We start from the raw sequence: 17,901 nt of genomic DNA, 5'->3' as shown, positions 1-17,901 counted from the left end.
AAAAGGGGAATAAAGATGAAAATTTTAAAATCCGTCGCAGCATTGATCATGATGGCGATATCGCTTGTTGCGTTCGCAAGCGCCCGACCTGCCGCCGCGCAGGAAACACTCTCCGGCAAGACCGTCTACATTTTGACTTTGACCGCGAGCTGCGACACCTGCGCGACCTTTGCGAACGTCGCCACCGACGCGATCAAGAAGGAAGGAGCGAATGTCATCACGGAATATGTCAATTTCGGCCAAGCCGCGCAGCAGACGCAGCAGTTTAACCGAGCGCTGAGCACCAATCCCTCGGCCATCCTCATCTGGCCGACCGACCAGACATCCCTGCTGCCGGCTCTTGCACGCGCCAAGCAGACCAATCCAAATGTTCCCATCGTCATCGCCATCTACCCGCCAGGCACGAAGGATGACACGCTTTACACGGCGTTCTTCGGTGCCGACGAGGAAAAGAGCGGCGCGGCTCAGGCCGAATCCATGGTCGCCGGTTTGGCGGCTCTCGGCAAAAAGCCAGAGGGCCCGGTAATCCAGATCACCGGCGCGCTGGGCGGCTATACGACCACTGCGCGCCAGCGCGGCTTCGAGGAGGCGCTCGCGAAAGTCGCGCCCGGTCTGAAGATTGTGGAAACCCAGACCGCGAACTGGGATTTGAGTCAGGCTCAGGCCGTCGCCACCACGATGTTCTCCAAATATGCGAGCGAGAAAATCATCGGTGTCTACGCGCATTCGGACCTGATGCTGCAGGGAGCGATCCTGGCTGCCGATCGCGCCGGTCTCACGGCCGGAAAGGACTTTACCGCTGTCGGCTTCGACTGCGACCCGATCGGCTACGCCAACATCAACGAAGGCAAAGAGTACGCGACCATTCTCTGGAACCCTGTGGCGTTTGGCCAGAAGGGCGCCGAACTCGCGATAGCGCTCGCTCAAGGCAAGACCGTGCCGAAGAGCACGATCATGGATGCGCCCAAGATCACGCGTGACAATACTAAGACGTGCGTCGGCGCCACCGTGAAGAAGTAAATGCCGGGAAGGCGCCGGCCGTCATCCGATTGCCGGCGTCCATCCCCCTTAAAGTGCAAACTACGCTGATGGTTCACATGGACACGATCACTGACCCGTCGAAATATCGTGACCGCACTCGGGACTGGTTCGACTTTTTCCACTCTCGGCGCAGGCAGATCATCGCCCAGATGATAACGCCCGAGGTCATCGAGGAGCACAAGCGCGACCCGCGCGGCACCGGCGGTGCTCACAGCCGCGAATTGGGCGAGGTTCTCCGATACATCCGCAACATTCCGTCAGATGGGAAAACCTTCATCTACGCCATGAAGCCTTTCCATGAATACCGGCTGGCGCGTATGGCCGGCGCCGGCGGCACGACCCAGCTCATAGGCAACGAGATTTTCAAGACAGAAGGCGACGCGGCCCACGCAGTGTTCATGTCACGGCTGGCTGAACTCGGCTTGTGGAATTCGCCGATCAGCGAAAGCGGCCTCTCGTGAGCCGGCTTCCCCTGCGTGGCTATTCAGACCGTCCAAACGTCGCCCTTGGAGACAACATAGATTTCTTCATCCACGACGAGTTTGGACGTGATGCCACCGTCCAATTGGTCGAACTCATTCACGGTGATCCAAATCCCGAAGGTCCTGGATTTCATTCGAGGGAGATCGTTGCGGACATCAACGGGACCTATCCGTGCAAGCCGCAATTCACCCAACTCGGCGGTTTTGTCGAGGTGCCTGATCCGGGTGGCCGGCTCGCAGGTGGCGGCGGATTCACGCTCCATCTGTACCTCGCGCCTTCTCTGCCACACCGAAACTCGACTGTGATCAGCAGATGGGCCACCGATACCGGCATCGGCTGGAAGCTCGAAATTTCCGAAAGCCGGCTGAAGTTCACCGTCAGCGACGGCGTCCGCACCGGAAGCATCTCCGCAGACCGACCGCTTGCCCGCGAGGTTTGGTACGCCGTGTGCGTCACATTCGACCCCTACGCCCGGACGCTCAGACTTTCACAGCGCGCCATCGTCAACGCCTACAACTCCCGGCTGTCGCGAACCACGCCGCTGGACGCGAATTGCATGCTGACCGAAACCTGTTCGATCACCCCGGGGGATTCCGGCGTCCCCGTTATCATCGCCGGCTGCGCCGAAGCCGCGGGCGAGCGAACCCGGGTGACGGCGCTGTTCAACGGCAAGATCGACTCCCCGCTGATCACCAAGGCCGCGCTTGATGGACAAGCTCTATCGAAACTGGAAACGGCGGGCATCGCGCCTGATGACTTCAGCGCGCACTGGGACTTTGCCGCCGGTATCACGCGAAACGGTATCGATGCCGACGCGGTCGCCGATACGAGTGGCAACGGCATGCACGGCATCTGCTACAATCAGCCCGACCGCGCGATGACCGGCTGGAATTGGGATGGCAGCGAAGAGCGTTTCGTGCACGCACCTGACATGTACGGCGCGATCTGGTTCCACGAGGACTCTCTAGACGACTGCCGCTGGGACAAAACACTCTCGTTCAATGTTCCAGCTGATCTGCCTTCTGCCATCTATGCTTTGCGCATCCGCGCGGGAAGCGACGAGGACCACATACCCTTCTTCGTGACCCCTGCCCAAGGGGCCCAACGAAAACGGATCGCGTTTCTCGTCCCCACCTTCTCCTACATTGCCTATGCCAACAGCCAGGTCATGCAGAACGCCGACAGCATGCAACTGACTCAGGGCGCCTTCGCGACGCTGGAAGACATCGACCTCGAGATGCATGAGGCACGGCCGCTATACGGCTTCTCGGTCTACGATCTGCATGCCGATGGACGCGGCGTCCAATACAGTTCCTGGCGCCGGCCCATCCTGAACCTCAGGCCGCACTATAAGCACGAGTTCGGCGCGTTCTGGCAGTTTCCAGCCGATCTTTACATCATCGACTGGCTCAAGCATTTCGAGCGCGAGTTCGACATTATCACCGACCACGACTTGGACACCTTGGGCGCCGACCTGCTCAAGCACTATAATGTCGTCATCACTGGATCTCATCCGGAATATTATTCCGGCAATATGCTCGACGCGTGGGAAGACTATATTTCAACCGGCGGGCGAGCCATGTACATGGCGGCCAACGGTTTCTACTGGGTCGCCACACTCGACCCCAAGAAGCCGTGGATGCTTGAAGTTCGCAAGGGCGAGACCGGCGATCAGGCCTGGCGCGCCCGACCAGGCGAGCTTTATCACAGCACCACCGGCGAAAAAGGCGGCTTGTGGCGCATGCGCGGCCGGCCACCACAAAAGCTATGGGCCGTTGGTTACACCGCGCACGGGGCCGACATTTCGGTTGGATACAGCCAGATGCCTGACGCCGCCTCAAAGCAGGCCCGCTGGATCATGGATGGTGTCGGCCCGGATGAAATCATTGGCAATTTCGGCCTGATCAACGGCGGCGCCAGCGGCCTCGAGATGGATCGCATGGACTATGACCTCGGCACGCCGCCTCACACATTGCTGCTGGCTTCGTCCATTGGACATACAGCCAATGCGATGCTGACCCCCGAAGATCAGTTCGCGCCCTACCCAGGCCAGGATGGCATCGAGTCGCCACTGGTTCGCGGTGACCTCGCGCTCTACACCTCCGGCAATGGCGGCGCGGTGTTCAGCGTTTCGTCAATGGCTTGGGCGGGAAGTCTCTCTCACGAGAATTACCAAAACAACGTCTCGCGTATCACTCTCAACGTTCTCGACAGATTTCAGGACCGCGGTCAGGCGATCGAAATCGCATAGCTGCGCGACTGCGCCTCAGGAACCAGACGTCGCGAGCCGATCGTGACGTCGCCACCCACTTGGAAGGAGACATCGATGTCCACAGTCAACACCGTCCTTGGTCCTATTTCACCCGATGAGCTTGGTACGACAATCGTTCACGAACACCTCTTTATCGATCTCAGTTGCTATTTCCGGGAAATGCATACCGAGGAAGAGAGGCGAGCCTTCGAGGAGCCGGTAACACTTTCTAACCTGCACAGGATTCACCGCGACCCCTATGGCAGCCGCGACAATTGCATCCTGGACGACGTTGATCTCGCGGAGAAGGAAGTCAACATCTTTAAGGGATTGGGCGGCAACACAATCGTCGACGTGACCCTTTCCGATATCGGTCGCGACGTGAAGAAGCTTGCGGAAGTTTCGAAGCGCACAGGCGTCAACGTTCTTGCCGGTTGCGGCCATTACATCCTGTGGGCACAGCCGGAGAAAACGCGGAAAATGTCGATGGCTCAGCTCGAGGACGAGATGATGGGCGACATCGTCGACGGCATTGACGGCACCGGCATCAAGGCCGGCATCATCGGCGAGATCGGAACCGGCAGCCCGGTCGAGCCGCAGGAGGAGAAGGTGCTGCGCGCCGCCGCCCGGGTCCAGAAGCAGACCGGTCTGGCGATCACCATCCACGTCCATCCGCCGGGCCGCTGGGGCAACACCGTGCTGGACATCCTCGAAGACGAGGGCGTCGCGCCCGATCGGATTATCCTGGATCATGTGGACACATCGCTGTCGCATCTTGATATCGACTACGACAAGGCGATGACCTACATCGGCGGCCTCATGGCGCGTGGATGCTATGTCGAGTTCGACCTCTGCGGCAATTCGCACTATTTCCAGACCGCAACCGTTTCCTGGTGGATGCCGACCGACCGCGAACGATGCAAGGCTTTGGCGCAACTGGTACGGGAGGGCTACGGTGACCGCCTGCTTCTGTCGCAGGACGTTGGCCACAAGCACTATCTCCAGTCATACGGCGGCTGGGGCTACGGGCACGTATTGAGCACGTTCTCGCACCATATGCGTGAAGCGGGCATCACCGATGCGCAGATAAGCAAATTTCTGATCGACAATCCTCGGGCGGTTTTGCCGGCAAGGTGATCGCTGCCGGCCTTGTGTTGCCATCGACCGTCGGAAACCATCGGCCGATGGCAAAACCGAAGCATCTTTGATACCCGCCGGAGCGGTGAACAACTCTGGTAGATCGAGACCGCCACCAATCGGCGCCGAATTCCTCAGGTGCCGCAGAAGGTCTGCAGCACACGCTCATCTGGCCGGGGCGGTTCGGCGTAGCGCTCCATGCCCGGCTGCTCTTCGAACGGCCGGGTGACGACGCCCAAGATTTCGTCGAAAGGTGTGAAGTCGCCGCTCGACGCCGCCTGGATCATCTGTTCGATGCGGTGGTTGCGAGGGATGAATTTGGGATTGACGGCATGCATCGTGGCCCGGCGCGTGGCGCTGTCGGTTGCTTCGCTGGCGATCCGCTCGCGCCACCGCGCGGACCAGGCATCGAATGCGCCTGGATCTTGGAATAGCTGCCGCGCTGTCCCTTGACCTTCTTCCGTGTCGAGATCGTCGCCCAGGCGCCGGAACCCGAGCGTAAAGTCGGCCTCGCCGCGAGCCAACACATCGAGAAAATCCGCCGCGAGCTGCAAGTCGCCATCCGCCTCGGTCAAAAGTCCGAGTTTTCTGCGGAAACCGCGCTGCAACACAGTCTCATAGGACGCCTGGAATGACCTCAGCACATGTTCAGCTTCAGCCACGGCTTCATTCTCATCCGCGCTCATCAGCGGCAGCAGCGTCTCGGCAAAGCGCGCTAGGTTCCATGTGGCGACACGAGGCTGGTTGGCATAGGCATAGCGGCCGTGGCGGTCGATGGAACTGAACACCGCGCTCGGATCATAGGCATCCATGAAGGCGCATGGGCCATAGTCGATGGTCTCGCCCGAGATGGTCATGTTGTCGGTATTCATGACGCCGTGGATGAAGCCTACCAGCATCCAGCGCGCCACCAGGTCCGCCTGTGCGGCGACAACGGCGGTCAGCAAAGCGCCATAAGGCCGTGCTTCACCTGCAAGGTGAGGGAAGTGACGCTGAATGCAATAATCCGCGAGGATCTTGAGCGCCTCCGTGTCACGGCGTGCGGCGAAATATTGGAAGGTTCCGATCCGGATATGGCTTGACGCCACGCGGGTCAGGACTGCGCCCGGCAGGCGGACCTCGCGATAGACCGGATCGCCGGTGAGCACCGCAGCAAGGCTTCGCGTTGTCGGAATGCCCAGCGCGGCCATTGCTTCGCTAACGACATATTCGCGCAAGACAGGGCCCAGGGCTGCACGGCCGTCACCATTGCGCGAGAAACGCGTCGGTCCCGATCCCTTAAGCTGGATGTCGCGGCGATTGCCGTTAACGTCCACAACTTCACCAAGCAGCAACGCGCGACCGTCGCCGAGCTGAGGCACGAAATTTCCGAACTGGTGGCCGGCATAGGCCAATGCGACTGGCTGCAGGCCTTCGGGAAATCTGTTGCCAACCAGCGTTTCCAAACCGTCCGGGCCGGTAAGCTGGCCGGCATCGAGCCCGAGTTCGTCGGCGAGTGGCCGATTGAAGCGGATCAACCTGGGTTCGGATACCGGCTTCGGCTCCGATCGCGAGAAGAAGCGCTCGGGCAATTGCGCATAGCTGTTAGAAAGCTCTGGAAGCTGCATTTGAATGGCCCGGGGTGGTTCAGCGGTCGCAGGTGACGTCATGACAGGCTGGCTCTGAAGGGGAATAGGCTGCCCTGGTCCAGGAACCTCTCTCATATAGGACGCAACGTCGCCGGCGCCATCCTGATCCTTCGGCTCGTCGAGGTTCCTGCTGGCGGCCGGGATGATAGGAGATCTCTCATGTCGATGTTGACCGAAACCGGTTTCGGCGACGCTTACACGCAGGCGAGAAGCTGAAACCCATTCGCTCGAAGTCAATACCGTCGCTTGGCAGCCTTCTTGCGAATGTCGCTGTGTGCAATCAGGGCAATCTTGCTTCTGCCGAGCGGCTACGCGTCACAGATACGTGATATCGCCTACTATGCAGATTGCGTGGCCGACAGATTTGACACGGCAGGTTTGGCCGTCGAGTTCGCTGATGATCACGGTGTCGCCAATGTGAAGCAGCGCTTCAAACGCTCCGCATACAAGCTCGGCGTCTCCCCTTTGAATGTGAATGAGCAGGATGCCTCTTGCGGTCATTTCTCGACCGAGTGCAGTAACTTCGCAGCGTGACAGGGCGTGGTGAACTGCTCCTCGTTTGGAAAGGAGGTTGAAATCTTGCATCATCACGCCATCGAGCGCAGTGCCGATGATCTCTTCTTCACCTGGAAAGATCAGTGGCTCGCTCTCGTTGGACAGCACGGTTTCACGACATACGGACTTGAGCAGGAGACGTCCGGCGGTGACGAAAAGCGAGCGATCGACACCAGGATAGGAGGAGAAGGGGACCGTCTCTGACATCTCGGCAGTCGCAATCAGCACGTCGAATTCACCCTCGGCCTGCCCTGGCCACGCCGCAATGTTGCGCCCGACGCCCAAGCCATTTTTCCAAGGTGTCGGTGTCGTCTCGGCATGACGGATGAGTTTTACTTCCACACCGGTTTCTCTCCCCTCCGATCGGCAGCGTCCGTTCCAGACGGTGTGCCGGTGCTGCGGTTCTGGGTACGCTTCTGCCTGTTGTTCTACTGGCACAGCGCCGCGGTAGACAATCATGTCCCAATGCGGGTGGTTGGGCACGAGGCCGTCATCGCTGAAGCGGAAAGTGTTGGCTTTGCGCGAGCGCACCAGACCTTCCAGATCGTCGTTTGATGGCCGCTGTAAGCCGGTGATCTTCTCCATCGACGTCTTTGCGCCTTCGCTGATCGGCATCGTATTTACCTTCCCCGCGCATCATCGACCGGCGACAACGAAACACCGCCGGTCCGCTCAAGACCGTCTCGCTCTCGCGTCCCGAATGGGCTAGACGTCCTGCAGCACTTTCGTATTTCCGAAAGGCCCGTTGAGAACGCACTGGGTTGGCAGCCGTTCCGGTATTGCGCGCCGAGGACTGCGTGGCTATTTACAATAGCGCTGGGACGCCGCAGAACGATTCCCTCCGTCCCTCGTTGCGGCTTGCCCGGGCAAATGTCCGGGGCCTAATCCCGATCCGTGGAGGAACCTCACGGACGATCGCTCGCCCCTTCAGGATCTTCGCAAGCAATATCCGGAGCCGCAGCCCCAAGCTATGCCGGGGCTTCCCCTAAAAATGGATCCCGTCCCCGACCACAGCGCTCGAGGTCGGTCAAGGTTTGCCGTCAAGTCTCAGTTGTTAGGGGCCTTCAAGCTCGTCGCTCCATTCTCGCCAGTGCGTGGGCCAGATTTCGACAGGAATGCCTGTGTTGGCATCGGTCCAACCCTTAGCGGTCCTCTCGCATGGGAAGACGAGGGCATGTACGCCATCTTGGTTGATAACGGCTAATTGCAGACGGAGGAGGCAGGGTGCGTTGCCGATCGTTTGCCACATCGGCTATTTTTGCCGCCAGAACCCCCGCTGCTTTGATCTTGGACAAATATTGAAGGTCGCTTCCGTACCAATCTCGGCACCCCGAGAGCGTTTCGCCGCAGCCGATTCCAGACAATCTCGCCGATGGAATAAAGGCCTAGTTGGGGATATCGCATTGTTTTCGCGCCGCACCCCATGCAATATCCTTAAGTTTCGGCTGATATACGAGAATTTGCCAAGCCGAGACCTGCGGACGAATGAACCCGGCAACGTGCGCGAAATTCGGGCAGACTCTAAGAAAGTCAAATCGGAAAACGATGAACTTCAAGATCGAATGGGCCTTGCGCAGTGACTTTTGATCATGAGCAACAGTGCTATCCCACTCTGCCGTGCGCGGGCGCACGGGTAGCCTGCTCACAGCCCTTCAATTGATATGTTGGAATCGGCTAGCGGATCGGACCGTCTCTCCGCATCATCCCGGGCCAGTCATATCCTTGTTGTCGATGATCATGGCCTGTTTCGGTCCGGCTTGAGACTGATCCTCGAAAGTCATTTCGCAGGATTTTCCGTGACGGAAGCCGGCGCGCTGGAAGACGCGTTGGCGATTGGCGGCAGCGATCCTGCCCTCATCCTTCTCGATGTCATCTTGAACAGTGCAAACGGTCTGGATTCTTTTCAGGTGCTCCGAGCCAGGTGGCCACTCAGTCCGGTCATCGTTGTTTCGGCGGATGACCGGGCTGAGACAAAAGACAGGGCACTGGCCCTCGGAGCCGCTGGCTACGTGAGCAAATCCAGCGGCGGACGCATCCTGCTGGACGTCGTCGCCGACGTGCTGGGTTTGTCTACAGAACCCGCCAATGCCGGATTGTCAGAAAAAAAACTCTTGTCCGCCAGACAACTGCAAGTGCTGAACCTCATGCGTCAAGGCTTGTCCAACAAGCGTATCGCCAAGCAGGTCAATCTCTCTGAATTCACCGTACGTGGCCACGTCCAGTCGATTTTCAAGGTTCTGGGCGTGAACAGCAGGTCTGCAGCCGTGTTCAACGCGCACAAGGCAGGCCTGATCAGGTGACCGCGAGTTCGGCTGACGACCTTTATGCGCGCACCCGTATCGAGCAGATCAAACTGATCTACGATCTTGTTGGATTGACTGTCGTTCCAGCTATCAGCGTAGCGGTCATCCTGTTTTTCGAACTTCGCAAGCCGGATGCGGAAATTGCCTTGCGCTTTTGGTTGGCGGGTGTCGTGGCCTGCAAGCTCTTTCAAAAGTTCGATGCCGGCAGGCAGCGCACAAAAGTCTTTGACCGCTCGAGGTGCAACTACGAAGTGGCAAGGCTCATGCTCATCCATGGGCTCGACGCGCTGGCGTGGACCTTGCTGTCATGGATCTCGCTGGACTCCGCCACGCCGACGCAAGCCATCCTCATCGTTGCGGTCTTGACGGGCATCGTCGGCGGCGCGGTGCCGCTCATGTCGCCGGTACTGCCGGTTTTCGTGACTTATGCTGTTGTCGATTTAAGTGTGCTTGTTCCGCGATTCCTGACTATGCACGATCGTTCCTTCGTGGCGCTGGCCCTGTGCTCATTGCCGTATCTGCTGGCCATGACTTTGCTGGCGCGCAACAGCAGCATAGCCACGATGCAATCCATTCGTCTCAAGTTTGAAAACCTTGAACTGACGCGCGAGCTGCGCAACGAGGCCGAGAGGTCGAATGCTGCCTATTCCGAAGTCTTTGAAGCAAACGTTGCAAAATCCCGCTTCATTGCCGCGGCGAGCCACGATTTGCGTCAGCCGATCCATGCACTCGGGCTGTTTCTGGAAGTCTTAAGCCTTCGCAATCCACGGTCAGATCAGAAGCAGGCCATAGACGATGCCCGCTCTGCAGCCAAGGCGACCTCCGAGATGCTGGACACATTGCTGGATTTTTCGCGCATCGAGGCGGGCGTGGTCAAGCCGCGGATCAAGGCGTTCGCCGTTCAGGACATTTTTGGCGGCATTGAAACCGAACTTGCTCCGCAAGCCGATGCGAAACACCTGTCCTACCGGACGAGAGACACCGAATTGGTCGGCTATTCGGACCCAGCCATCGTCGAAATGATCCTGCGAAACCTTATATCCAATGCCATTCGATACACGAACGAGGGCGGGGTGCTTGTCGCATGCCGCAAGCGAAACCACGATGTGGCGATCGAAGTCTGGGACACCGGCATCGGGATAAACCAGAAGGATCAGGCAGACATTTTCAAAGAGTTCTATCAGGTCGGAAATCCAGAGCGTGATCGACGCAAGGGCCTGGGCCTCGGTCTTTCCATTGCGGGGCGCTTGGCCGAATCCATCAACTCCAGCTTGACCATGAATTCCGTCTTGGGACGAGGCAGTGTCTTTCGGCTGGTCATAAGCGGCATCAACTCTGCTTTGCCGGAGGATGAGAGGCCCGATCGCTCGGAAGCTGTTGTCCATTCGGGTGGGCGAGTCCTCGTCGTCGATGATGACGAGTCGGTCAGGCTGGGGATGTCTGTCCTGCTGGAGCAGTGGGGTTTCACTTGCGCGGCGGTCGCTTCCATCGACGAGGCAAAATCCTCCTGTGCCAGCGAGAAGCCCGATCTCATCATCAGCGATCTGCGTTTGCGTGGTCCGGTCGACGGAATCGTGGCCATCAGACAATTGCGGGATCACATGGGCGAGGAGGTTCCAGCCGTGATTATCACAGGCGAAACCGCGCCGGGATCTTTGGCGGACGCCGAGGCCAGCGGCCTGCCGGTCTTGCACAAGCCCGTTTCCGGTGAGCGGCTGGCGATGGCCATCGCAAAAGCCATGAAAGATGGCGATCTCCGGAATGGTGCCGGGGCAAGAGTTCACTAGGCCTAACTTTTCCCGCGTCAAGCCATGTCCACTGCCGGATATGATCATCGCGCAACGCGAAACAGCCGCTCGGACCAGTTAATTTTGAGGGGTATCTTTCGGATCGCCTTTCCTGCTTTAACCCTGCGTTAAGCAACGGACTCTGCCAGCTTGGGCAAGCTTGGGTCTCGTTTGTGTGGGGTATATCCGGAGCAATCCGGCGGGTTGGCGGGCTTGATATGGATGCTTTCGTTTCCTGCGTGGCTGCGTTGCGATTCTGCCGCCGACAGTCGGCCGTGCTGTGCGCGCTGGTTGCGCTGGCGCTGGTGCTCCTGATCGGATCGCAGGACCAAGCGCGAGCCGCTTGTAGCGATGCGTCGGGCACCGCAACCTGTACGGGTGACATTCCCGACCCGATTGTCCGAACGTCGCCTTCGACCAACGACATCGAGGTCCACAACGTCACCAACGGGACGACGTTCATTTCGCTGACCGGCGTCGGCAGCAGTCCCGCAAACCCTTCTGACCAGGCCTATACCTGCACCGGCCAGTGCACCTTCGGAGTGGACGCTCAAGGGGCGCAGACATGCGCGCCCGTTACGCAGACAACGACCGACGGCCAAGGGCACCAATCTACCCAGACCTTGGGAACCTGCAATCCGCCCGGGAACGCCGTGGCTGGTGCGACCGGCAACAACGGACCGCAGGTCACCATCAATGCGAATACGGGCACGTACAACGTCGGTACGAACCGCGGGCAGGCCGCCGTTCTCGGCTCATCGTCAGGATCCGCCGGCGCCCACGGATCGAACGCCTATGTCTTCGGCGATGGCGGCAGGGGTGGCAATGGCGCCAATGGCGGCTCCGTACTCGTCAATTTCGAAGGCAGCATAGTCGGCGCCGATGCTCCCGGCATCCTTGCGCAGTCGATCGGCGGCAAGGGCGGCGACGGCGGCGACTTCAAGGGCATAGGCGGCCAGGCAGGCAATGGCGGCACGGGCGGCAATGGCGGTTCGGCCTCGGCGATCTTCAACGGCGGCACGCTCGTGACGACGGGCGAAGGCAATATTGGCGTCTCCGCGTTCAGCCAGGGTGGCAACGGCGGCAGCGCCGGGCACGGTGGCGGTCTTGTCTTCGTGACCGGGGATGGCGGCGGTGCAGCGCAGGCCGGCACCGCCTTTGCCCAGACCGGAGCGAACACCAGCATCGTCACCTACGGCGACTACGGTTTTGGCGTGGCGGCACGCAGCATCGGCGGCGGTGGCGGTAACGGGCAGGGCGGATTTGGCCTGTTCTTCTCGGGCGCCAGCAACGGCAGCACCGGCGGCGCGGGCGGTCAGGCGACCATCAACACCAATGGCAGCATCGAGACCTTTGGCGCGAATGCCTATGGCATCATCGCACAGTCGATCGGCGGCGGCGGCGGCGATGGCGGCACCGCTGCCGGTGCCGTGGCCTTGGGCGGCAGCGGGCAGGGCGGTGGCGGCGGCGGGACAGTTTCCGTCACCAATGCCGGCAACATCACGACCCATGGCCTCGGCGCAAACGCGATCATCGCGCAATCAATCGGCGGTGGCGGCGGCAATGGTGGCTCCTCCGGTGGCGCGATTTCCTTTGGCGGTGACGGTTCGGGCACCACCACCGGCGGCAATGTCAGCGTGACCAACACCGGCACGTTGAAAACGTACTCGTCGCTGGCGAACGGTATCCTGGCGCAGTCGATTGGCGGCGGTGGCGGCAATGGCGGATCCTCGGGCGGCCTGTTCGCTTATGGCGGCAGCGGCGGCGATGCGGCCAATGCCGGCACGGTGACTGTGACGAATGGCGGCAGCATCGAGACCGGCATTGACGCAGGCTCCAAAAGCTCGGTCGGCATCCTCGCGCAGTCGATCGGCGGCGGTGGTGGCAATGGCGGCAATGCGGTCGCGGTAAGCCCGGTCGCGGTGGCGGTCGGCGGGAATGGCGGCATGGCGGGCGACGGCAACAGCGTCAAGGTCCTGCGTGACAACGCCGATGCGTCGCTGGCGTCTTCTTACAACATCACAACCCACGGCGACACATCGAGCGCCATCATTGCGCAATCGGTCGGCGGCGGTGGCGGCAATGGCGGCTTTGCCGTCGCTGGAAGCGTCGGTGTCGGACTGCCCTTCAATCTGTCTGTGGGCGTTGGCGGCGGCGGCAATGCCGGCGGCAATGCTGCCGACGTCGTGGTCCAGACCAAAGGTTCGCTCAATACAAGCGGTGCCAGTTCGACCGGTATCCTCGCCCAGTCGATCGGCGGTGGCGGTGGCAGCGGCGGCACTGCCGTTGCGGCCGGGGTCGGCGCGGGCATTGCCGTTTCAGTTGGCGTCGGTGGCAATGGCGGCAAGGGCGGTAACGCTTCGACCGTCGACGTCGACAGTTTGAGCGACATATCGACCACGGGAAACAATTCGCTCGGCATTTCGGCGCAGTCGATCGGCGGCGGCGGCGGCAATGGCGGCCTGGCAGTCGCGGCCAGCATCGGCGCGGCCTCGATCAATGTCGGCGTTGGCGGTTCGGGTGCGACAGGCGGCACGGCCGCAGCCGTGACGGTGAATTCATCAGGCAGCGTTCATACGGCCGGTGACGACTCGATCGCTGTGCTGGGCCAATCGATCGGCGGTGGCGGTGGCAATGGTGGCAATTCGGTTGCCGGCGGCCTGTCCGCGAGCGTTTCAGCCAGCGTCGCCGTCGGCGGTACGGGCGGAAAGGGTCAGAATGCCGGCTCGGTTCTGATCACCACCGATGGCGCTGGTCATAACCTGTCGGTCTCCGGCTATGCCGGAAGCTGGAACACGGTCACGACGGGCAAGAACTCCGCCGGCATCGTGGCCCAGTCGCTCGGCGGCGGCGGCGGCAATGGTGGCTTTGCGGGATCCCTGAGCCTGGGCAATGGCGCGGCCTTCGGCCTCTCGCTTGGCGGCAGTGGCAATGGTGGCGGCGATGCCAGCACGGCCTATGTCGAAAGCGGTTGGAACGGCAGGCCCGTCGACAATATTTTCACGTTGGGCGACAATTCGTCAGGCATCGTGGCGCAGTCCATCGGTGGCGGCGGCGGTAATGGCGGCTTCTCCGGCAGTCTTGCCGGCTCCCTGGGATCCGGCTCGATAGCCATTACCCTGGGTGGCGCCGGTGGATATGGCGGTGCTGCCGCGAATGCCCATGCCTATAGCAATGGCAACATCACCACCGTCGGAAACCTTTCGAACGCTATCATCGTCCAGTCGATCGGCGGCGGCGGCGGCAACGGAGGCGTCAGCGCCGCACTATCGGGCTCGGCTGGATTCTCGGGTTCCGCCGCGGTTGGCGGCAATGGCGGCGCGGCAAGCAACGGTGCCCAGGCCGAACTGAAAAGCATCGGCGACATCGTCACTTACGGGCAGCAGTCGAGCGCGCTTGTCGCGCAGTCCATCGGCGGCGGTGGCGGCAATGGCGGATTTGCCGGCTCGGGTGCGCTGGGAGCTTCGGCGGCGGCGGCAGTCGGGGTCGGCGGCAAGGGAGCCGGTGGCGGCAATGCCGATATCGTCAAGGTCACGAATAACGGCAACATAACGACTTACGGTTCACAGTCTTCCGGCATTGTCGCGCAATCTGTCGGCGGTGGCGGCGGCAACGGCGGATCGACGGTCGGTATCGCGGCGGGTGGCGGTGGCAGTGTCGCCGTCGCGGTCGGAGGCAGTGCCGCCGGTGGCGGCAATGCGTCATCGGTGACCGTGGAGTCGATCGGCAATATTTCGACAGGCGACCGCGACAGCAGCCAAAACATCCTTACCGGCAACAATTCGTATGGCATTCTCGCTCAGTCGATTGGCGGCGGCGGCGGCAATGGCGGCTTTGCCGGTTCGCTTTCCGCCGGCGGCGCATTGGGCGTCGGCGTGTCCGTGGGTGGCACCGGCGGCCAGGGCGGCACGGCCGGCCGTGTCGACGTGATAAACGCCGGCAACATCAGCACGCTCTACGACAATTCGTCCGGCATTCTCGCCCAGTCGATCGGCGGCGGCGGCGGCAATGGCGGCTTTGCCGTATCCGCCGCGCTCTCTGCTTCGATCGAGGACATTGGTGCGGCAGCGGCGGTGTCGGTGGGCGGCAAGGGCGGCAACGGCCAGAAGGCCGATATCGCGAACGCCAAGAACACCGGCACGATCTTCACCGCCGGCAGCAATTCGAACGGTGTCGCCGCGCAGTCGATCGGCGGCGGCGGCGGCAACGGCGGTTTCTCGGCGGCAGCCGCGGTCAACATCGGACCGGCAGGCATCGGCGTCTCGGTCGGCGGCTTCAGCGGAACGGGCGGCGATGCCTCGAGCGTCAAGGCGGAAGCCTATGCCCTCGACCATCTGGCTTCAGACAACAACGTCAAGAATCCGTCACCCAAATCAATTCAGGGAGGCGGCCAGATCACGCTCGAAACCGACGGCAACAATTCAAACGGCGTGCTTGCCCAATCCATTGGCGGCGGCGGCGGCAATGGCGGCTTCTCCGTCGCGGCCGGCGTCGGCGCCACGGGCGCGGGTATCGGCGTTTCCATTGGCGGCTTCGGCAGCGCGGGAGGCAAAGGTGGAACCGCGGAAGCAGACAGCTCCCACAACATCCTGACCAAGGGCAACAATTCGAATGGCGTGCTCGCCCAATCGATCGGTGGCGGTGGCGGCAATGGCGGCTTCTCGGCCGGCTTCGCCGGCGGCGCCGAGTTTGGCGGCTCGGCCTCGGTCGGCGGTTTCGGATCGGAGGGCGGTGATGCGATGTCCGCCACGGTCAATGCCTATGGCGAAACCTTCACGCAGGGCAACGATTCCAACGGCATCCTGGCCCAGTCGATTGGCGGCGGCGGTGGCAATGGCGGGTTTTCGGTATCCGGTGCCTTTGGCGGCACGGTGGGTGTCGGCGTTTCCGTCGGTGGCTTCGGCGAGGGCGGCGGGAACGCTGACACGGTCACCGTCGAAACCGGATTTGCCTACAACAACAACGCGGTGCTGAAGACCACGTACAATGCGGTTCAGAGCTGGACCTACGAAACCCTTGGCGACCGGTCGAACGGCATCCTTGCACAGTCCCTCGGCGGCGGCGGCGGCAATGGCGGCTTCTCGGTCGCTGGTGGCGTAGGCGGCGATGGCGGCGTCGGCGTTTCGGTCGGCGGCTTCGCTTTGAGCGGTGGCGGAGATGCGTCCACTGTCGACGTGTTTTCGGACCAGAACATTCATACCAAGGGCAGTTTTGCGAACGCTATCCTGGCGCAGTCGATCGGCGGCGGCGGCGGCAATGGCGGCTTCTCGGGTGCACTGGGCGCCGGCAGCCAGATCGGCGGCAGTGCATCGGTGGGTGGTTTCGGCTCGACAGGCGGCAAGGCGGAGAAAGTCACGGTCCACAGCCTCGGCCAGATCCTGACCGAGGGTAACGATTCCCGCGGTGTCGTGGCACAGTCGCTTGGCGGCGGCGGCGGCAATGGCGGCTTCTCGATTAGCGCGGGTGGTAGCCTCGAAGCTCCCGCGGTTGGCCTGTCGGTCGGCGGCTTTGGCGCGGGCGGCGGCAATGGCGGCGACGTCTCGGTCACCGAGTATGGTGTCGCGACCGACGACAGCCCCGATACGTCCACCGTGCTGTCCAATTTCGGCTACCGCGTCGAAACCCACGGCGACCGCTCCGACGGCCTGCTCGCCCAATCGATCGGCGGCGGCGGCGGCAATGGCGGGTTCTCCGCAGCCGTCACATTCGCTGATGCAAGTGCGGGCATTTCCGCATCGGTCGGCGGTTTTGGCGGGGGCGCCGGAACCGGCGGCAATGTCGACGTCACATCGGTGCAGAACTACTACACAAAGGGCAATTTCTCGAACGGCATCTCCGCCCAGTCGATCGGCGGTGGCGGTGGCAATGGCGGCTTCTCCTTGGCCGCTGCTGCCGGCGGTGAATTCGCCGGTGCCTTCAGCGTCGGCGGCTTCGGTGCGGGCGGCGGCGACGCCGGCACGGTTACGGTCAACAGCACGGGCCGGTTCCTGACCGAAGGCACACAGTCCAACGGCATACTGGCACAGTCGATCGGCGGCGGCGGCGGCAATGGCGGCGCTTCGCTGAGCGGCACCTTCACGATCGGCACGGCCGGGATTTCGGCTTCTGTCGGCGGGTTCGGCGGCACGGGCGGCAAGGGCAATGCTGTCGTGGTCAACAACAATGTCGGCCAGACGATCACCGGTGTCTCCATCGAAACCAAGGGCCAGAGCTCGAACGGCATCGAGGCACAATCGATCGGTGGCAAGGGTGGCAATGGCGGCTTCTCCGGAAGCTTGGCCGGCTCGATCGAATCCAAGGCGACGCTGGCGCTCAGCGTTGGCGGATTCGGCGGCACCGGCAACACGGCAAGCAGCGTCGACGTGACCAGCGTCGACAATATTCTCACCCATGGGGACGGCTCGAACGGCATCCTGGCGCAATCGATCGGCGGCGGCGGCGGCGAGGGCGGCTTCAGCTTCGCCGGAACCATCACCGGCGATTCCAAGGGCCTCTCTCTTGCAGCGTCCCTGGGCGGCTTTGGCGGCAGCGGCAACGATGCGGGCGTCGTCACGGTGAATTCCACTGGTGACATCACGACTGAAGGCAACCACGCGGTTGGCATTCTGGCACAGTCGATCGGCAGCGGAGGTGGTAATGGCGGTCTCAGCGTCGCCGCCACCCTCGACCTTTGCACCGACTGCCAGACGAGCGTCGCGATTGGTGCTTCGTCGGGG

Annotated in this window: 9 protein-coding genes; 7 read left to right on the top strand and 2 right to left on the bottom strand. The window is 61.8% G+C overall.

Features of this window, described 5'->3' with window-relative positions; translation table 11 throughout:
• The first annotated feature begins 15 nt into the window (after positions 1 to 15).
• The 4 genes from WC739_RS05160 (at position 16) to WC739_RS05145 (ending at position 4,912) form a co-directional block, all read left to right on the top strand.
• The gene (locus WC739_RS05160) at positions 16 to 1,020 is read left to right on the top strand and encodes a sugar ABC transporter substrate-binding protein (RefSeq protein WP_372951942.1); all 1,005 of its coding nucleotides are present in this window, start codon (positions 16 to 18) and stop codon (positions 1,018 to 1,020) included.
• 29 nt (positions 1,021 to 1,049) lie between these two features.
• A complete protein-coding gene (locus tag WC739_RS05155; RefSeq protein ID WP_372951941.1) occupies positions 1,050 to 1,502 on the top strand; it encodes a hypothetical protein in 453 nt (150 codons plus the stop codon).
• Entirely contained in the window at positions 1,499 to 3,775 is a 2,277-nt protein-coding gene (locus WC739_RS05150; RefSeq protein ID WP_372951940.1) for a N,N-dimethylformamidase beta subunit family domain-containing protein, read from the top strand. Before WC739_RS05155 ends, WC739_RS05150 begins: the two co-directional genes overlap by 4 nt.
• A 75-nt stretch (positions 3,776 to 3,850) precedes the next feature.
• Positions 3,851 to 4,912: a phosphotriesterase gene (locus WC739_RS05145; protein WP_372951939.1), complete on the top strand. Its 1,062-nt coding sequence runs from the start codon at positions 3,851 to 3,853 to the stop codon at positions 4,910 to 4,912.
• Between the two features lie 134 nt (positions 4,913 to 5,046).
• Here WC739_RS05145 and WC739_RS05140 read toward each other — a convergent pair whose 3' ends face one another.
• Both WC739_RS05140 and WC739_RS05135 read right to left on the bottom strand, forming a co-directional pair.
• Positions 5,047 to 6,519 carry a YdiU family protein gene (locus WC739_RS05140; protein ID WP_372951969.1) on the bottom strand — a complete coding sequence of 491 codons (1,473 nt, stop codon included), beginning with the start codon at positions 6,517 to 6,519 and terminating at the stop codon, positions 5,047 to 5,049.
• 336 nt (positions 6,520 to 6,855) lie between these two features.
• Positions 6,856 to 7,710, bottom strand: a complete 855-nt coding sequence (locus tag WC739_RS05135) for a HutD family protein (protein ID WP_372951938.1) — start codon at positions 7,708 to 7,710, stop codon at positions 6,856 to 6,858.
• A 1,046-nt stretch (positions 7,711 to 8,756) separates the two neighbouring features.
• Here WC739_RS05135 and WC739_RS05130 point away from each other — a divergent pair.
• From WC739_RS05130 to WC739_RS05120, 3 genes are all read left to right on the top strand, one after another.
• Positions 8,757 to 9,395, top strand: coding sequence for a response regulator (locus tag WC739_RS05130; protein WP_372951937.1), 639 nt, complete (start codon positions 8,757 to 8,759; stop codon positions 9,393 to 9,395).
• Positions 9,392 to 11,185: a hybrid sensor histidine kinase/response regulator gene (locus tag WC739_RS05125; RefSeq protein ID WP_372951936.1), complete on the top strand. Its 1,794-nt coding sequence runs from the start codon at positions 9,392 to 9,394 to the stop codon at positions 11,183 to 11,185. Before WC739_RS05130 ends, WC739_RS05125 begins: the two co-directional genes overlap by 4 nt.
• Before the next feature lie 218 nt (positions 11,186 to 11,403).
• A partial coding sequence (locus WC739_RS05120) for a beta strand repeat-containing protein (protein ID WP_372951935.1) occupies positions 11,404 to 17,901 on the top strand: 6,498 nt, incomplete at its 3' end.

Source organism: Mesorhizobium sp. (assembly GCF_041661565.1).
Taxonomy (GTDB): domain Bacteria; phylum Pseudomonadota; class Alphaproteobacteria; order Rhizobiales; family Rhizobiaceae; genus Mesorhizobium.
Note: the sequence above shows the minus strand (reverse complement) of the source record. Positions and strands in the feature narration are given on the sequence as shown.

Excerpts from the sequence above, each read along its gene's own strand:
- WC739_RS05160 (WP_372951942.1), top strand. The coding sequence starts at position 16 with ATGAAAATTTTAAAATCCGTCGCAGCATTGATCATGATGGCGATATCG.
- WC739_RS05145 (WP_372951939.1), top strand. The coding sequence starts at position 3,851 with ATGTCCACAGTCAACACCGTCCTTGGTCCTATTTCACCCGATGAGCTT.
- WC739_RS05140 (WP_372951969.1), bottom strand. The coding sequence starts at position 6,519 with ATGCAGCTTCCAGAGCTTTCTAACAGCTATGCGCAATTGCCCGAGCGC.
- WC739_RS05135 (WP_372951938.1), bottom strand. The coding sequence starts at position 7,710 with ATGCCGATCAGCGAAGGCGCAAAGACGTCGATGGAGAAGATCACCGGC.
- WC739_RS05130 (WP_372951937.1), top strand. The coding sequence starts at position 8,757 with ATGTTGGAATCGGCTAGCGGATCGGACCGTCTCTCCGCATCATCCCGG.